Below are 18,028 nucleotides of genomic sequence, written 5' to 3'. Positions count from 1 at the left end.
CCGTCTCCCTGCAGCTCGACGGCCGTGCGGCCGTCGCGTCAGGGAAGCCGACATGGGAGGACGGGGGTGCCGTCGTGCGCATTGGACTCCTCACCGAGGGTGGCTACCCGTACGCGCCGGGTGAGTCGCACGCGTGGTGCGACCGGCTCGTACGCGGGCTCACCGGCCACGACTTCGAGATCTACGCCCTGCGCGCCGACCCCCGGCGCGAACGCGGCCGGCCGGTCCTGCCCGGGCACGTCCGGGTGCACGACGCCCCCCTCTGGGGCGACTTCCCCGCCGGGCACCACCGGGCCGCGGGCGAGCGCCGCGGCCGGGCACCCGGACGGCGGGCCCGGCGCCGCTTCGCCGAGCACTTCGGCGACCTGCTGACCGCGGTTGCCTCGGCATCCGCCGAAAACGCTGTGACCAGGAAGGCGGACCGTTTCGCCAGCGGGCTGTACGGACTCGCCGAACAGGCCCGCGACGACGGCGGGCTGCCCGCCCTGCTGCGCTCCGAGGACGCCGTGCGCCGGCTGGAATCGGTCTGCCACGGCCCCCGGGCCCTGCCCGCGGCGCACGGCGCCCAGGTGGGCGACCTGCTGACGGTCGCCGACCGGCTCGAACGCACCCTGCGCCCGCTCTCGCTGGACTGGTACGGCGACGGGGACACCCCCGGCCTCGACGGCGCCGACCTCTGCCACGCCACCTCCGCCGGCGCGGCCGCCCTCCCCGGCCTGCTGGCCAAGCGCTTCTTCGGCACCCCGCTCCTGGTCACCGAGTACGGCGTACGGCTGCGCGAGCACTACCTCGCGCGCGCCGCGGCGCCGTTGAGTGCCCCGGTGCGCGCCCTGCTCGCCGCGTTCCAGGGCGCGCTGGCCGCCGAGATCTACGCCCAGGCGGCCCTGATCACTCCCGGCAACGCGCACGCCCGGCGCTGGCAGGAGCGCTGCGGCGCGGACCGGGAACGGCTGCGCACGGTCCACCCGGGCATGGACGCCGCGCCGTTCGCCGCCGTCGCGGACGCCCCGGCCGACGACTCCAAGACCCTGGTGTGGGTCGGCGCGGTCGAGCCCGCCAAGGACCTCGTCGCGCTGCTGCACGCCTTCGCGGAGGTCCGCCGGGCCGAGCCGGAGGCCACCCTCCGGATCATCGGCGGCCTCGGCCGGGACCCCCGGGCGGCCGGCTACCTCGCCCACTGCCGGGCGCTGGCCGCCCAGCTCTTCCCCGACGAGGCGGCCGATGCCGTCACCGTCGGCGAGAACCCGGTCAGCTTCGAGGAGATCGGCAGTCCCGACGCGCCCACCCTGGCGGACGCCTATGCCTCCGCCTCCGTGGTGGTGCTCTCCAGCGTCGTCGAGGGCTTCCCGCGCTCCCTGGTGGAGGCGATGTTCTGTGGCCGCGCCACGGTGTCGACCGACGCCGGTGCGGTCTGCGAAGTCATCGGCGGCACCGGGCTGGTGGTCCCGCCGCGCAACCCCCGCGCCCTCGCCGAGGGCTGCGGCGCGCTGCTCGGCGACCCGGACCGCAGGGCCCGGCTGGGCGCGGCCGCCCGGGCCCGGGCGCTCGAACTGTTCACCGTGGAGCAGAACACCGCGGCATTTCGTGGCATCTATCTGGAGCTGATCTCGCACGCCCCGGCCCGCCCGGCCGGCGCCCGGGAGCGGGACGCGTGCGGCGTACCGCAGCCGTTCGCCCACCCCGCCGAATCCCATGTCCCCGGCCGCTGGGCCGGCACCGGCACGGCCGGCCGGCCCGCCCCCGCACCGGCCGGCCGAACGCCGAGCTGGGCGGGGCCATGAGGCGACGAGGACTGAGGGCGAAGCGGCCTGCGGACCACCAGGGCGAGAGGCAGCCGTGGTGGGCGCGACGGAGAGGAAAGGGGTGGCGGCAGTGGTGACAGGTGTCCTGGACGTGATGTGTGCGATGGGGGTGGTGGGTGTGGCCCTGGTGACGGGCATGGCCGACGTGGCCCACGCCGGCAACCGGGACGGCCTCCGCCGCCGCCCACCCCGGGACCGCGCCGCGGGCCCTCGCCCGGTACGGGTCCGCCCGGCGGCCCCGGACAAGAGGGACGAACGATGACCACCCCGGACCGCGGCACCACCGGCGCCCTCCACAACGGCGCGGCGGACGGCCCTACGGCGTCCGCCCCCGCACCCCGCAAGGCCGCCACCGCCCGCGCCGCCCGCCGCGGCCCCGCCGACCCCGTCCGCGCCCTGATGCACCGTCACCACGCGCTCTGCGCCCACGCCGTCGACCCGCTGGAGATCGCCGCCGGACTGGAGGCCCACGGCGTCACCGACCGCACCGCCGCCCGCTTCCGGCACCGGGACGTCTTCTCCCTCGCCGAGGAGCTCTACGCCCGCGTACCGCGCGCGGAACCCGGCACGGTGCACCTGGGCGCGAGCCCGGGAGAGCGGGCCCTGGACGGCACGGCGGGGGAGTGGGAGGCGGACGGCGGGACTGACCGTGGGGCGGACGGCGGGGTGGGGGGTGACCCGCTGGGCGATGCGGGTGGGGCGTCGTACGCCGGTGGTGGGGCGTCGTACACCGGCGACGGGGCGTCGTACGCCGGTGGCGGGGCGGGGCAGCCGTACGTGGGTGGGGCGGCGGGTCCGTCGTACGCCGGCGGGGCGGCGGGGCGGCCCTGTTCCCAGGGCGGCGGCAGGCCGCGGAACTTCTCCCCCGCCCCCTCCCCCCTCTCCCCCTTCGGGGGAGGGGGCGGGGGGTGGGTCCGGGGGTGGGGGGGACGCTGCGGCGCCGCGCTGCACCTCCTCCCCGGCGCCCTCTGCGCCGCCACCCTCGCGGCCCTCGCCTCCGTCGGCGGGGCACCAACGCCCCTGGCACGCACGGCTGTTGGTGCCACGGGTCTGGTACTGACCGCCCTCGCCGTCCGGCTGGCCGTACGCATCGGACCGCTCCGCGCCCGCCACCCCGGCACCGGCCCCCGCGCCGCCACCCTGTGGACCTGCTGGACCGTCAGCTGCACGCTCGGCGGTGACCGGCTGCTCGGCCGGCTGCTGCCCGGCGGCCCCGGCCTGACGGCCGCCCACCCCCGCCCCGCCCTCGCCGCCGCCCTCGCGCTCGCCCTCGCCGTGCTCCCCGCGGCCGGCTGCGCCCGCTGGTTCGCCGTACGCGGCCGCCGGGCCCTGGCCGCCAGCCGCGGCCTGGGCGAGTTCGCGGCCCGCATCCGGCCGCTGCTGCTCGGCACCACCCTGCTCTTCCTGGCCACGCTGACCGCGCTGCTCCTCGGTGCCCGCGCGGCCCTCGACGGGAGCGACGGCGGCGTGCTCCCCGCGGTGTCCGTCGTCGCCCTCGGGCTGCTGCTCTTCCTCGCCCGGCTGCTCACCGTCCACGGCTTCCCCAAGCCCGCCGCCGTCGGCCTGGCCTCGGCCGCCGCCCTGGAGGCGCTCGTCCCCGCCCTCGTCCTGATCGCCCGGCTCCCCGGCGCGCCCCCGCTCGGCACCCCGGTCCGGGCGCTGGCCACCGCCGTCGGACCGGCCGCGGTCCCCGCCCTGGCCTGCACCGCCGCCGCGCTCGGCCTTCTCGCGTACGGCCTGCGGGCGCTCACCGGCGCCTGCGCGCACTCACCCGCCCCCGCCGGCCCCCCGAAGGCGCCCCGGCCGTGACCCGCCCGACGGCCACCGGGCCGCACCACCACGCCGCCCCACCCGGGCGCCCGCACCACGCACCACCGCCGCAGAGGCACCCGGCAACGGCCTCTCCGGCACCTCCGGCCGCGGTGGCCCGCCCGCCGCGGACCACACCCCCCACGCGGCACCCGTCCCCACGACGGACGCCGACCCCCCGGCCGGAGCGCACGCACTTCCCACCATCCGCCTTAGGAGCACGACACATGAACGTCCAGCCGACCGAAGCCCGACGGCACCGGGGGGTCGCACGATGAGGGTGCTGCTCATCGGCGCCAACGGCTACCTCGGCCGTTACGTCGCCGACCGCCTGCTCGCCGACCCCGCCGTCCAGCTCACCGCCCTCGGGCGGGGCGACGACGCCGACGTCCGCTTCGACCTGGCCACCGGCAGTCCCGGGGCGCTCACCCGCTTCCTCGACGCGGTCCACCCCGGCGTGGTCGTCAACTGCGCCGGCGCCACCCGTGGCGGAGCACGCGAGCTGACCCGGCACAACACCGTCGCGGTCGCCACCATCTGCGAATCGCTGCGCCGCAGCGGCTGCGGCGCACGCCTGGTCCACCTCGGCTGCGCCTCCGAGTACGGGCCCTCGCAGCCCGGTTCGTCGACCGCCGAGGACGCGGTGCCGCGCCCCGGCGGGCCGTACGGCGTCAGCAAACTGGCCGCCACCGAACTCGTCCTGGGCTCCGGCCTCGACGCGGTCGTGCTGCGGGTCTTCTCGCCGGTCGGCCCCGGCACCCCGGCCGGCTCCCCGCTCGGCCGGCTCGCCGAGGCCATGCGCCGCGCCATGCAGTCCGGCGACAACGAACTCAAACTCGGCGGGCTCGGCGTGCAGCGGGACTTCGTCGACGTCCGGGACGTCGCCCGCGCCGTGCACGCCGCCTCGCTGTCCGCCGCGCAGGGCGTCGTCAACATCGGGACCGGCCGCGCGGTACGGCTGCGCGAGGCCGCCTCGGTGCTCGCCCGGGTGGCCGGCTTCGGCGGCGCGCTGCACGAACTCGACTCCCCGCCGGCCCGGCTCGTCATCCCCGGCCCGGCCGGCGACCACCCGGTCGGTTCGCCGCCCGCCACCTACCCCTACCCGGACGGCTGCGGCACCTGGCAGCAGGCCGACGTCCGCACCGCCCGCGACCGGCTCGGCTGGCGCCCCCGGATCGTCCTGGAGGAGTCCCTCGCCGACATCTGGATGGAGGCCGCATGTCGCATCTGACCACGCCCGCCGGCCCCGCCCGCGCCCCGACCGGCGCCGCCCCGCTCGGCCTGGGCGTGCCCGGCTTCGCCCATCCGCTGCTCGCGCCCGCCGAATGGGCCGGACTGCTCGGCTGCGGGCCGGGCCTGGTGCACTGGGCGGTGCTCGACGTGTCCAACGGGCCCGGCGCCCGCCCCGACCCGCACTGCGTCCCGGCCGCCGCCCGCCTCCGTGAGACGGGTGTCCGGGTACTGGGACACCTCGACCTCGGCCGGGGCGCCCGTCCCTTCGCCGAGCTGCTCTCCGACGCCCACCGCTACCTGGAGTGGTACCGCGTCGACGGCTTCTGGCTGGACCGCACCCCCACGGACCGGCCCCTGCTGCCCGCCACCCGGCGGATCGCCGCCGCCCTGCGCGGCCTGCGCCCGGACGGCCACCTCGTCTTCGGGCACGGCAGCCACCCGCACCCCGGCTACGCCGAATCCGCCGACCAGCTCGTCACCTTTGCCGGCCGGTGGGCCGATTACCGCTGGTCACAGGTGGCGGAGTGGACCGCCGACCACCCGCCGGAGCGGTTCTGCCACCTCGTGCACAGCGTGCCGCGCACGCACCTGGACGAAGCGCTGCGGATCGCCCGCTGGCAAGGGGCGGGCACCGTGTACCTCACCGACCGCCGGGCCGGGGCCGCGGATCCCGCCGGAAGGGCCTGGGAATCGCTGCCCGGCTACTGGGACGAATTCGTCTCGCGCATCGGACCGGGTGTCTCGGAATGAAGAAGGGCGTGGCAGTGTTACGGGAAGACAACCAGTCCTCAGATACCGACCAACCCCCTTGTTGAGGTCATCCGTGTCGCTGCCACCCCTGGTCGAGCCCGCTTCGGAGCTCACCGTCGACGAGGTCCGCAGGTACTCCCGCCACCTGATCATTCCCGATGTCGGAATGGACGGGCAGAAGCGGCTGAAGAACGCCAAGGTGCTCTGTGTCGGCGCCGGCGGCCTGGGCTCGCCCGCGCTGATGTACCTGGCCGCGGCCGGCGTCGGCACCCTCGGCATCGTGGAGTTCGACGAGGTCGACGAGTCGAACCTGCAGCGCCAGATCATCCACAGCCAGGCGGACATCGGCCGCTCCAAGGCCGCGTCCGCCAAGGACACGGTGCTGGGCATCAACCCGTACGTCACGGTCAACCTCCACGAAGAGCGCCTCGACTCCACGAACGTCATGGAGCTCTTCGCCCAGTACGACCTGATCGTGGACGGCACCGACAACTTCGCCACCCGCTATCTCGTCAACGACGCCTGCGTGCTGCTGAACAAGCCGTACGTCTGGGGCTCCATCTACCGCTTCGACGGCCAGGCGTCGGTCTTCTGGTCCGAGCACGGCCCCTGCTACCGCTGCTTGTACCCGGAGCCCCCGCCGCCGGGCATGGTCCCCTCCTGCGCCGAGGGCGGCGTCCTCGGTGTGCTGTGCGCCTCCATCGGCTCCATCCAGGTCAACGAGGCCATCAAGCTGCTCGCCGGCATCGGCGACCCGCTCGTCGGCCGCCTGATGATCTACGACGCGCTGGAGATGACGTACCGTCAGGTCAAGGTCCGCAAGGACCCCGACTGCGCGGTCTGCGGCGAGAACCCGACCGTCACCGAGCTCATCGACTACGAGGCGTTCTGCGGCGTCGTCTCCGAGGAGGCCCAGGAGGCGGCGGCCGGCTCGACGATCACTCCGCTGCAGCTCAAGGAGTGGATCGACGCCGACGAGAAGATCGACATCATCGACGTCCGCGAGCCGAACGAGTTCGAGATCGTCTCCATCCCCGGCGCCCGGCTGATCCCCAAGAACGAGTTCCTGATGGGCAACGCCCTCCAGGACCTCCCCCAGGACCGGAAGATCGTCCTGCACTGCAAGACGGGCGTCCGCTCGGCCGAGGTGCTGGCCGTCCTGAAGTCCGCGGGCTTCGCCGACGCCGTCCACGTGGGCGGCGGCGTCATCGGCTGGGTCAACACGGTCGAGCCGGAGAAGCCGGTCTACTGATCAAGGCCGGTGTGCTGAGCACCGAGCCGTAACCGAAGGCGCCGGTCCGTATCACCACGGACCGGCGCCTTCGCGTTGCCCGGCTGCCCCGGCCGCCCCAGGGCCCGGGGCACCGTCGCGGGTCAGATCTCGCCCTTGCGGGTCAGATACGTGAAGGCCAGCCAGCCCGGCAGGACCGGCAGCCAGAAGACCATCAGCCGGAAGAGCAGCACCGCCGGGAACGCGGTGTCGCCGGGGAGCCCGGCGATGGTCAGCGCGGTGATCAGCGCACCTTCGACGGCGCCCACGCCGCCCGGAGTCGGGGCGGCCGAGCCCAGCGCGTTGCCGGCGAGGAAGGCCACCGCGATGCTCGCGTAACTGATCTTGTCGCCGCCGCCGAACGCCCGGATCGACGCGTCCAGGCACATCACGTTCGCCGCCGTCAGCAGCAGCATCCCGCCGATGCCGGTGACCAGCTTCCGCGGCCGCTGCAGGATGTCCAGCATCCGCGGCACCACACCCGCGAACAGCGACCGCACCCGCGTCGAGACGAACTTGCGCAGCACCGGCACGGCCGTGACGACCAGGACCAGCACGGCCACGGTCAGCAGCCCGGCGATGACCGTACGGGACGGCGAGATGTCCTGGGTCTGCTCGGTGCCGGTCAGATAGCCGAAGGCCAGCAGCAGCAGGATGTGGCTGCCCAGCCCGAACAGCTGGGAGGCGCCGACGCTGGCCACCGCCAGACCGGGCCGGACCCCGGCGCGCTGCAGGAAGCGGGTGTTGAGCGCCACCCCGCCGATCGCGGCGGGCGCCACCAGCTTCACGAAGTTGCCCGCGATCTGCGCGATCATGGTCCGGACGAACGACACCTTCTCCGTGACGAACCCCAACAGGCTCATCGCCGCCGCGATGTACGTCGTCGCCGAGAAGAACATCGCCACCAGCACCCACACCCACTGGGCCTCGCTGACCACGTCACCGAGGTTGAAGTTGGTGAGCTGGGACAGCAGCAGGTACACCGCGAAGGCACCGGCGATCCAGCTGATGAGGATCCGCGGGCTGAGCCGCTCCAGCTTCGCCGGCTCGATCACCGCGGTGGGCCGGATCAGCAGCACCTGCCGGCGGATCTGGGCCAGCAGGTCCTCCTCGCGGGCCTCCTCCGACGCCTCGTCCAGCGCCCGCTTCTCGGCGTTCTTCTCCGCGTGCCGCTCGGCCCGCAGCGTCCTGCGGTCCTTCGGGGCCGCCTCCCGGGCCTCCCGGGCCTCCTTGGCGGCCTGCGAAGCCGCCAGCACCGCCTCCCGCTCCCGCTTGGCGCGCTCACGGGCCAGCTGGCGCAGGGTGGCCCGGGTGGTGCGGCTCAGCGCGATCGGCTGGAGCAGTGGGAGGCTGTCCGCGACCGCGTCCGGGCCGAGCACCTCGACGGCCGCCGCCACCGCCCGTTCGGCGCCGACCCGCAGGCCCAGCGTGACCAGCAGCTGGGCGATGTCCATCCGCAGCACGAGGTCACCGGCCGCGATCTCGCCGCCGCGCAGCTCGGTCAGCACGATGTTGCCGGAACGATCCACCAGCAGCGCGTCGCCGACCAGCCGCCGGTGGGCGATCCGCCGCGACTGCAGCGCGTCGACCTGCCGCCAGGCGCTGTGCATCAGCGCGTCGGTGATCTCCTCGTCGGCCAGCGAGTCGAAGGTGCGGCCGCCGATGTGCTCGTAGACCAGCATCACCGCGTCCGGGCCGAGCTCGGAGGTCGCGATCAGCTTGGGGGCGTTGGCGCCGGCCGCGATGGCCGCGTACGCCAGCAGCGCCTCCTGCTCCAGGGCCTGGCGCAGCGACTGCAGGCTGCGGCGCTGGTTGATGCCGCCGCGCAGCGACAGCCGGCGCCAGACCCGGTAGAAGAAGCCCTGGGCCTGCTGCTCGCGGTCGACCACGGTGACGTCGATCGGCGGGCCGTCCTCCAGGGTGACGAGGTAGCGGCGGCCGCGGTCGGCGTGCTCGTTCTGCTCGGGGCCGGCGGTGTGCTCGGCGTTGACGGTGTCCTCCGCGCGCATCGCGCTGACCGGGCGGAAGCCGACCCGGCGCAGCCCGGCCAGGAGGTTCTGCCCGGTGGGCCGGACGTTGGGGGAGCCGACGGCGTAGAGGGTGCCGAACGCCACCGTCCAGCCGATCAGCACCGTCGTGATGATCGCGAACGGTGTGGTGTAGCGGCCGACCAGCACCGCGAACGCGTCGAGCAGCAGCACGCCCCACATCGCGACCCGCCAGCGCGGCCGCCGGGACATGCCCACCGCCGTCATGTAGGCGATCACCGGCGCCAGATAGCTGTGCACCGGCGCGGAGAGCGAGCCGTTCGGCAGCGGCTGGGTCAGCGCCACCCTGATGGAGGCCGGGGCGGACTCGGCCACCCACAGGTCGGTGGCGAGCGACACCCCGTGCGCCAGGACGGCGGCGAGCACGCCGTCCGCGATCCGCAGCCCGTCCCGCTTGATCAGCCGCTCGACGGCGAACGCCACCGGCACGATCAGCACCGCGACGCTGGCGCTCAGCCCCGCCAGGTTGATCAGCAGCGGGGGAGTGGCCCGCGCGCCCGTTCCGATGTCCCGGGCCAGGCCCGCGGTGGTGCCGTGCGCGAACGTGGCCAGACCGAGGACCAGGGCGATGCCGGCCATGCCGAGCAGCAGCCGCAGCAGGTCGGAGGGCCGGTGCACCCGGGCGGGCAGCAGCGGCTCGTCACCGGAGACCCGGTCGACGTGGACCTCGCCGCACGCGTCGGCGGCCGCCCCGTCACGGTGCGAACCCGTCCGGGACGTACCGCGGGCCGCGGCCGGGCCGGGCTCGGCGCCCTTGCCGTGCTCCACGTGCGCGTCGTCCGGTGCCTGCCGGTGTTGCCGGTCGCTCCTCGGCTCCTCCTCGTGTCCCTTGGGTGGTGCGGGCTCCTTGGGCCCTTCCGGCCTCTGGGACGCCCCCGGTCGTTCGGCCTTCTTGATCGTGCTCGCCTTTTCGGTAGCGGAAGCCGTGGCCGGCCTCCGTTGGTGCTTCCCCTCGACGGGCAGCGCTTCAGGGGCGCCCGCCTCCCGCGGAGGCGCCGCGCCCTGCTGCTCGGCCGTCTCTTCTTGATCTCGTATCACCAGTCACCGTCCGGAAGATGGTGGCACGGCCGACCGGTGGAGGGGGGCATCAGGGTGCATTTCGGGGTGACGGGAAGCGGAACCTCCGCCACCGCGCCGGGTCCGGTGGCGGCCGCCGCCGGTGTTCCGAAGGGTGGTGGACCATGTGTCCGCTCCCATTGTCGGTGCCGTGCGGCAGGATGGACCGAATGAGTGGTACCGCAGACACGGCGCCCGGCGCCGACGCCGGGGAGCTGCCCGCCTATGCCGAGCGGGTGCTCTCCGTCGCCGAGCTGATCCCGGCCGGCCGGGTCATGACGTACGGAGATGTCGCGGAGTACCTGGACGAGGGAGGCCCACGGCAGGTCGGGCGGGTGATGGCGCTCTACGGCGGCGCGGTCCCCTGGTGGCGGGTGGTGCGCGCCGACGGGAGGCTGCTGCCCGGCAGCGAACTGCGCGCCCTGGCCCACTACCGCGACGAGGGCACCCCGCTGCGGACGGCGTCGGTGGCGGCGGACGACCACATACCCAGGCTCGACCTGCGGCAGGCCCGCTGGAACGGCCGGCCGGACGACCCCGACGGCCGCCCGGACGACCGCGACGACCCATGCGACGGGTGAGCCGCCCGGCACCGGCGTCGGCCGCGGCCCGGCCCGGCGGCCCCCGGACCGGTCCCCGGGCCGGGCGCCGACTGGCGTAGCGTCGGGCACTGCCGTCCCGGCGCCGGCCGCCACCACGGCCCCGCCGCCCGGCCCCCGGCCACCCCCGCACCGCATCCGCACCACGACCAGCACCCTCCTCAGGACCGGCGATCCACGTGAGCTCCTCCTTCTCGGCCGTCCCGCCGACGCAGCCCCGCCGGGCGGCGCGGCAGGACGCCTCCGGCGCGTACCGACTGGTCCGCACCCCGCCGGAACGGGTGGACCCTCCCACCTTGGACGCAGCCCAGCGCGCCGTGGTTGACCACCGCGACGGCCCGCTGCTGGTCCTCGCCGGCCCCGGCACCGGCAAGACCACGACCCTCGTCGAAGCCGTCGCCCGCCGGGTCAGGGAGGGCGGCGACCCCGAGCGGATCCTCGTCCTCACCTTCAGCCGCAAGGCCGCCGTCGACCTCCGCGACCGCCTCGCCCTCCGCCTGCGCGCCCTGGAGAAGCCGCGCCGGCGCCCCGGGAAACACGGCGAGGGCCCGGGGACACCGCCCGCACCGGCCGGCCTCCCGCAGGCCACCACCTTCCACTCCTTCTGCTACGCCCTGGTCCGCGCCCACCAGGACGCCGACCTCTTCGCCGACCCCCTGCGGCTGCTGTCCGGCCCCGAGCAGGACCTCGTCGTCCGCGAACTCCTCCAGGGCCAGGCCGACCTCGCCGCCGAGGGCCGGGCCGCGATCAGCTGGCCCGACGACCTCCGCGCCTGCCTGACCACCCGCGGCTTCGCCGACGAGGTCCGCGCCGTGCTCGCCCGCAGCCGCGAACTCGGCCTCGGCCCGGACGCCCTCGGCGCCTTCGCCCGCCGCACCGGCCGCCCCGACTGGCACGCCGCCGCCGGCTTCCTCGCCGAATACCTCGACGTCCTCGACGGTCAGGGCATCCTCGACTACGCCGAACTGGTCCACCGCGCCGTGCTCCTGGCCGAACGCCCCGACGTCGCCACCGACCTCGCCGCCACATATGACGCCGTCTACGTCGACGAGTACCAGGACACCGACGCCGCCCAGGTACGGCTGCTGCGCGCGCTCGCCGGCAACCACACAGCGGCCGCCGCCCCCGGTACCCCCGGCCGCACCCTCGTCGCCTTCGGAGACCCCGACCAGTCGATCTACGCCTTCCGCGGCTCGGACGTCAACGGCATCCTCGACTTCCCCGAAACCTTCCGCCGCGGCGACGGCACACCCGCCCCCGTCGCCGTCCTCGGCACCTCCCGCCGCTCCGGCGCCACCCTGCTCGCCGCCACCCGGCAGCTCACCCACCGGATGCCGCTCACCCGCCTCCCGGCCGCCAAGGTCCGCGCCCACCGCGAACCCACGCCCGTACGGGACGGCGGCCGCGTCGAGGCGTACACCTACCCCACACCCGGCGCCGAGCTCGACAACGTCGCCGACATCCTGCGCCGCGCCCACCTGGAGGACGGCGTGCCCTGGCGCGACATGGCCGTCCTCGTCCGCGCCGGCGGCCGTTCCATCCCCGCCGTCCGCCGGGCCCTCACCTCCGCCGGCGTCCCCCTCGACATCGACGGCGACGAACTCCCGCTGCGCCACGAACCCGCCGTCGCCCCCCTGCTCACCGCCCTCCGCGCCGCGGCCCGCGCCGCCCTCGCCCCGGAACCGGACAGCGCCGAACCGGACGCCCCGGCCGCCACCACCCCGGGCTGGCTCGACGCCGAGACCGCCCTCGACCTGCTCGTCTCCCCCCTGGGCGGCATGGACTCCGCCGACCTGCGCCGCCTCGGCCGCGCCCTGCGCGAGGAGGAACGCGCCGCCGGCGCCCCCCTGCCGCCCCCCTCCGACACCCTGATCGCCCGCGCCCTCGCCCAACCCCAGCGCCTGGTCGCCCACGACCCCGGCTACGCCCGCGGCGCCCAGCGGCTCGGCCTGCTGCTGCGCAAGGCTCGCGAACTCCTCGCCGGCGGCGGCACCGCCGAACAGGCCCTGTGGGAACTGTGGGACGGCACCCCCTGGCCGCAGCGCCTGGAACGCGCCGCCCGGCGCGGCGGCGCCGCCGGCCGCAACGCCGACCGCGACCTCGACGCCGTGGTCGCCCTCTTCGAGACCGCCGCCCGCGCCGAGGAACGCACCGGCGGCCGCGGCGCCCTCAATTTCCTGGAGGAACTCGACGCCCAGGACATCGCCGCCGACACCCTCACCCGCCGCACCGTCCGCCCCGACGCCGTCCGGCTGATGACCGCCCACCGCGCCAAGGGCCTCGAATGGCGGCTGGTCGTCGTCGCCGGCGTCCAGGAAGGACTCTGGCCCGACCTGCGCCGCCGCGGCTCCCTCCTCGAAGCCGACCGGATCGGCCGCGACGGCCTGGCCGAACCCCTCACCCCCGGCGCCCTGCTCGCCGAGGAACGCCGGCTGTTCTACGTGGCCGCGACCCGCGCCCGCGACCGCCTCGTCGTCACCGCCGTCAAGGCCGCCGCCGACGACGGCGACCAGCCCTCCCGGTTCCTCACCGAACTGGGCATCACCCCCCAGGACGTCACCGGCCGCCCCCGCCGCCCCCTCTCCGTCGCCGCACTGGTCGCCGAACTCCGCGCCACCACCGTCGACCCCGCGGCGAGCCCCGCCCTGCGCGACGCCGCCGCCCAGCGCCTCGCCCGGCTCGCCGCCCTGCACGACGACGACCACCGCCCCCTGGTGCCCGCCGCCCACCCCGACACCTGGTGGGGCATGAACGACCCCACCCACAGCCGGGTCCCGCTGCGCGACCGCGACCTGCCCGTCGTCCTCTCCGGCAGCGCCCTCGACCAGCTCGCCAACACCTGCTCCCTCCAGTGGTTCCTCGGCCGCGAGGTCAAGGCGGACAGCCCCGCCACCGCCGCCCAGGGCTTCGGCAACGTCGTCCACGTCCTCGCCGACGAGGTCGCCTCCGGACGCACCCCCGCCGACCTCACCGTCCTCATGGAACGCCTGGACTCCGTATGGGACGCGCTCGCCTTCGACGCCCCCTGGAAGTCCCGCCAGGAAAAGGACCATGCCCGCGCCGCCCTCGAACGCTTCCTGCGTTGGCACGTCATGGAACGCGACACCCTCGGCCGTGACCCCGTCGCCACCGAGCACCCCTTCGACGTCACCCTCCGCGCCGGCACCTACGAGGTCCGCATCCGCGGCAGCATGGACCACGTCGCCAAGGACGAACAGGGCAGGGCCTACGTCGTCGACTTCAAGACCGGCAAGCAGAAACCGACCGGTCCCGAGGTCGCCCGCCACCCCCAGCTCGCCGTCTACCAGCTCGCGGTCCGCGAAGGCGCGGTCGACGACCTCTTCGACGGCCGCACCCCCGAACCCGGCGGCGCCGAACTCGTCCACCTGCGCATCGGCGCCCCCCAGAAGGAGGGCGGCGACGCGCTGCCCGCCGTACAGGCCCAGCCGCCGCCGGACGGCGACTGGGTGGGCGACCTCCTCGCCACCGCCGCCGGCCGCGTCCTGGAGGAACGCTTCACGCCGGCCGCGGGCACGCACTGCACGCATTGCGCGTTCCGCGCTTCTTGCAGTGCGCGGCCGGAGGGGCGCCACGTGGTGGAGTGACCGTTCGCTGCGCTTTGCGGCGCCTCCCACGTAGCTGGCTGTCCCGCCGCGGGGCGTCTCGCCGTTGCGCCTGCGGCGGGCTGGGTGGTTGTCGGGTGCGGTGACGGACCTCCGGGGCCTTGTTCGTGGACTGCTGTCGCTTTACGTCCACGAACAAGGCCCCTCCGGCCCGTCCCCTCCCGTTGAGGGAGTGTGCGGGTCAGTGGGGGCTGGCGTATCGACGCCTGCCGAGCGCCGTCACCGCAGTCGAATACGTGGGGTGTCAGTGGGGGCCGTTACCGTCTAAAGCGTGAGACCGCGTATCACCGACCCCGAGCAGCTCAAGGAGCTGCTCGGGATCCCGTTCACCCCGGAGCAGACGGCGTGCATCACCGCGCCGCCCGCGCCGCAGGTCATCGTGGCCGGGGCCGGGTCCGGCAAGACCACGGTGATGGCCGCGCGCGTGGTGTGGCTGGTCGGCACCGGGCAGGTCGCCCCCGAGCAGGTCCTCGGTCTGACCTTCACGAACAAGGCCGCCGGCGAGCTCGCCGAGCGGGTCCGGGCCGCCCTCGTCAAGGCCGGGGTGACCGACCCGGAGCCCGTGCCGGGCGGCGTCGAGGCCGTCGCCGGCGAGCCGCGCATCTCGACGTACCACGCCTTCGCCGGCCAGCTCCTCAAGGACCACGGCCTGCGCATCGGCCTGGAACCCAGCGCCCGGCTGCTCGCCGACGCCACCCGATTCCAGCTCGCCGCCCGCACCCTGCGCAGCGCCCCCGGCCCCTACCCGGCGCTCACCACCTCCCTGCCCTCCCTCGTGGAGGACCTCCTCGCCCTGGACGCCGAGCTCGCCGAACACCTCGTGGACCCGGCCGAGCTCCGCCGTTACGACACCGGCCTGCTCGCCGCCCTCGACGGGGTCAAGCTCACCAACGCCGACCTGCGCAAGGTCCCCGACACCGCCCGCGCCCGACTGGAGCTCCTCGACCTCGTCGCCGCCTACCGCAGCGAGAAGCGCCGCCGCGATCTGCTCGACTTCGGTGACCAGATCGCCCATTCGGCGACCCTCGCCACCACCCGCCCCGAGGTGGGCCGGATCCTGCGCGACGAATTCCGGGTCGTCCTGCTCGACGAGTACCAGGACACCTCCGTCGCCCAGCGGCTGCTCCTCTCCGGCCTCTTCGGCGCCGCGAACGGCACCCCCACCGGCCACGCCGTCACCGCCGTCGGCGACCCCTGCCAGGCCATCTACGGCTGGCGCGGCGCCTCCGTCGCCAACCTCGACGACTTCCCCGCCCACTTCCCCTTCGCGGACGGCACCCCCGCCCACCGGTACGCCCTCAGCGAGAACCGCCGCAGCGGCGGCCGCCTCCTCGACCTCGCCAACGGCCTCGCCGCCCCGCTCCGCCGCATGCACCAAGGCGTCGAAGCGCTCCGCCCCGCCCCCGGCGCCGAACGCGACGGCACCGTCCGCTGCGCCCTGCTGCCCACCCAGGCCGAAGAACTCCGCTGGCTCGCCGACTCCCTCGCCCACCTCGTGCGCACCGGCACCCCGCCCGGCGAGATCGCCGTCCTGTGCCGCACCGCCGGCGACTTCGCCCACATCCAGGGCGAACTCGTCGCCCGCGACATCCCCGTCGAGGTCGTCGGCCTCTCCGGGCTGCTGCACCTCCCCGAGATCGCCGACCTCGTCGCCGTCTGCGAAGTGCTCCAGGACCCCACCGCCAACGCCTCCCTCGTCCGCCTCCTGATCGGACCCCGCTGGCGGATCGGCCCCCGCGACCTCGCCCTCCTCGGGCGCCGCGCCCGCACCCTCGTCCACCACGGCGGCCCGTCCGACGACCCCGCACAACGCCTCGCCGAAGCCGTCGAAGGCACCGACCCCGCCGAGACCCTCTCCCTCGCCGACGCCCTCGACACCTTCCTGGAGGCCGACGGCACCGACGACGGCCTGCCGTTCTCCCCCGAGGCCCGGGTGCGCTTCGCCCACCTCGCCGCCGAGCTCCGCGACCTCCGGCGCTCCCTGGGCGACCCCCTCATGGACGTCCTCCACCGGGTGCTCGCCACCACCGGCCTCGAAGTCGAACTCTCCGCGTCCCCGCACGCCCTCGCCGCCCGCCGCCGCGAAACCCTCGGCACCTTCCTCGACGTCGCCGCCGGATTCGCCGCCAAACAGGGCGGCGAATCCCTCGACGGCGAAGCCACCCTCCTCGCCTTCCTCGGCTTCCTGCGCACCGCCGTCCAGTACGAGAAGGGCCTCGACAGCTCCCTCCCCGGCGGCGACAACACCGTCAAGGTGCTCACCGCCCACAAGTCCAAGGGCCTCGAATGGGACGTCGTCGCCGTCCCCGGCCTCGTCGCCAAGCAGTTCCCCAGCGAACAGTCCCGCGAGTCCTGGACCAGCCGCGCCAAGGTCCTGCCGCACGCCCTCCGCGGCGACGCCGCCACCCTCCCCGACGTCGAGGAATGGGCCGCCCGCGGCATCAAGGACTTCAAGGAGGCGATGAAGCACCACCAGCAGACCGAGGAACTCCGCCTCGGCTACGTCACCTTCACCCGCCCCCGCTCCCTGCTGCTCGGCTCCGGCCACTGGTGGGGCCCGCACCAGAAGCGGCCGCGCGGCCCGTCCGCCTTCCTGGAGGCGCTGCGCGAGCACTGCGAGGCCGGCCACGGCGAGATCGAGCACTGGGCCGACCCGCCCGAGGAGGGCGCCGAGAACCCCACCCTCGCCGAGGCCGCCGCCGAACAAGCCTGGCCGCTGCCGCTCGACCCCGCCGCCCTGGCCCGCCGCCGCACCGCAGCGGCCGCGGTCCGCACCCACCTCGCCCGCCACCAGGCCCCGCAGCCGCCCGCCACCGTCCCCGCGCCGTCCCCCGCCCACGACCCCGAGTGGCCGCCGGCCCCACCGGAGGAGGAGTGGGAGGACGACCCGTACGGCGTGCCCGAGGACGACGAGGCGTATGCGTACGGCGTGCCCGAGGCGGACCCCTTCGCCGACCCCTTCGAGGAACGGGACCCGTTCGGCGAAGGCGAGCCGTTCGAGGAGCCGGACGCGGGCGCGATCCCGGAGGCGGGCCCGCGCGACGACGTACCCGGTGCGGCCGCCACGATCCCGCGGCCCCGTACCGCCGACACCGGCCCCGACCCGCTGCTCCCCGAGGAGCGCCGCATCCTCGGCTCCTGGGACCGCGACCTGGAAGCGCTCGCCGACGAGCTGCGCCGCTCCCGCGCCACCGTCCGCGAGGTCCCGCTGCCCGCCGCCCTCAGCGCCACCCAGCTGCTCCGCCTCGCCGCCGACCCGGACGGCTTCGCCCGCGAACTGGCTCGCCCCATGCCGCGCCCGCCCCAGCCCGGCGCCCGCCGCGGCACCCGCTTCCACGCCTGGGTCGAGTCCCGCTTCGAGGAGCTCGCCCTGCCGCTGCTCGGCCCCGACGAGCTGCCCGGCGCCGACGAACCCGACGCCGACCGGATCACCGACGAACACGACCTGGAAACCCTCAAGGAGGCGTTCGCCCGCACCCCCTACGCCCACCGCACCCCCTACCGCGTCGAGGAGCCGTTCGAGCTGATCCTCGCCGGACGCGTGATCCGCGGCCGGATCGACGCCGTCTACAAGGAGCACGGCCCCGACGGCGACCGCTACGAGATCATCGACTGGAAGACCGGCCGCACCCAGAACGCCGACCCCCTCCAGCTCGCCGTCTACCGCCTCGCCTGGGCCGAACGCCACGGCCTGCCCCCGTCCGCCGTCGGCGCCGCCTTCCTCTACGTCCGCACCGGCGAGATCGCCCGGCCCGCCCGCCTCCCCGGCCGCGCCGGAATCGAACGCATCCTGCGGGGCGAGACCGACGACCGGCCTCCCCCGGAAGGCCGATAGGCT

The 18,028-nt window shown here is 75.3% G+C and carries 10 protein-coding genes; 9 read left to right on the top strand and 1 reads right to left on the bottom strand.

Features of this window, described 5'->3' with window-relative positions:
• Positions 1-74 precede the first annotated feature (74 nt).
• The 6 genes from ACZ7MX_RS05570 (at position 75) to moeZ (ending at position 6,846) form a co-directional block, all read left to right on the top strand.
• Positions 75-1,781 carry a DUF3492 domain-containing protein gene (locus ACZ7MX_RS05570; RefSeq protein WP_472129622.1) on the top strand — a complete coding sequence of 569 codons (1,707 nt, stop codon included), beginning with the start codon at positions 75-77 and terminating at the stop codon, positions 1,779-1,781.
• Positions 1,782-1,872: 91 nt separating this feature from the next.
• Positions 1,873-2,064, top strand: a complete 192-nt coding sequence (locus tag ACZ7MX_RS05565) for a hypothetical protein (protein WP_472129621.1) — start codon at positions 1,873-1,875, stop codon at positions 2,062-2,064.
• A complete protein-coding gene (locus tag ACZ7MX_RS05560) occupies positions 2,061-3,611 on the top strand; it encodes a hypothetical protein (RefSeq protein ID WP_472129619.1) in 1,551 nt (516 codons plus the stop codon). The genes ACZ7MX_RS05565 and ACZ7MX_RS05560 overlap by 4 nt, the downstream gene beginning before the upstream one ends.
• 274 nt (positions 3,612-3,885) lie before the next feature.
• On the top strand, positions 3,886-4,842 hold the full coding sequence (locus tag ACZ7MX_RS05555) for an NAD-dependent epimerase/dehydratase family protein (protein WP_030417022.1): 957 nt from the start codon (positions 3,886-3,888) through the stop codon (positions 4,840-4,842).
• Positions 4,830-5,594: a spherulation-specific family 4 protein gene (locus ACZ7MX_RS05550; protein WP_472129618.1), complete on the top strand. Its 765-nt coding sequence runs from the start codon at positions 4,830-4,832 to the stop codon at positions 5,592-5,594. The genes ACZ7MX_RS05555 and ACZ7MX_RS05550 overlap by 13 nt, the downstream gene beginning before the upstream one ends.
• Before the next feature lie 73 nt (positions 5,595-5,667).
• Entirely contained in the window at positions 5,668-6,846 is a 1,179-nt protein-coding gene (gene moeZ / locus ACZ7MX_RS05545) for an adenylyltransferase/sulfurtransferase MoeZ (protein ID WP_472129616.1), read from the top strand.
• Positions 6,847-6,968: 122 nt separating this feature from the next.
• Here moeZ and ACZ7MX_RS05540 read toward each other — a convergent pair whose 3' ends face one another.
• On the bottom strand, positions 6,969-9,950 hold the full coding sequence (locus ACZ7MX_RS05540; protein ID WP_472129614.1) for a lysylphosphatidylglycerol synthase transmembrane domain-containing protein: 2,982 nt from the start codon (positions 9,948-9,950) through the stop codon (positions 6,969-6,971).
• 188 nt (positions 9,951-10,138) lie between these two features.
• Between ACZ7MX_RS05540 and ACZ7MX_RS05535 the strand changes: the two genes are divergently transcribed.
• The 3 genes from ACZ7MX_RS05535 (at position 10,139) to ACZ7MX_RS05525 (ending at position 18,025) form a co-directional block, all read left to right on the top strand.
• Positions 10,139-10,549, top strand: a complete 411-nt coding sequence (locus ACZ7MX_RS05535) for an MGMT family protein (RefSeq protein ID WP_472129612.1) — start codon at positions 10,139-10,141, stop codon at positions 10,547-10,549.
• A gap of 197 nt (positions 10,550-10,746) precedes the next feature.
• Positions 10,747-14,172 (top strand): ATP-dependent helicase, encoded by a 3,426-nt coding sequence (locus tag ACZ7MX_RS05530; RefSeq protein ID WP_472129610.1) that lies wholly within the window; start codon positions 10,747-10,749, stop codon positions 14,170-14,172.
• A 289-nt stretch (positions 14,173-14,461) separates the two neighbouring features.
• Positions 14,462-18,025, top strand: coding sequence for a UvrD-helicase domain-containing protein (locus ACZ7MX_RS05525; protein WP_472129608.1), 3,564 nt, complete (start codon positions 14,462-14,464; stop codon positions 18,023-18,025).
• The last annotated feature ends 3 nt before the right edge of the window (positions 18,026-18,028 follow it).

The sequence above is a fragment of the Streptomyces sp. NPDC107765 genome (assembly GCF_055657085.1).
Note: the sequence above shows the minus strand (reverse complement) of the source record. Positions and strands in the feature narration are given on the sequence as shown.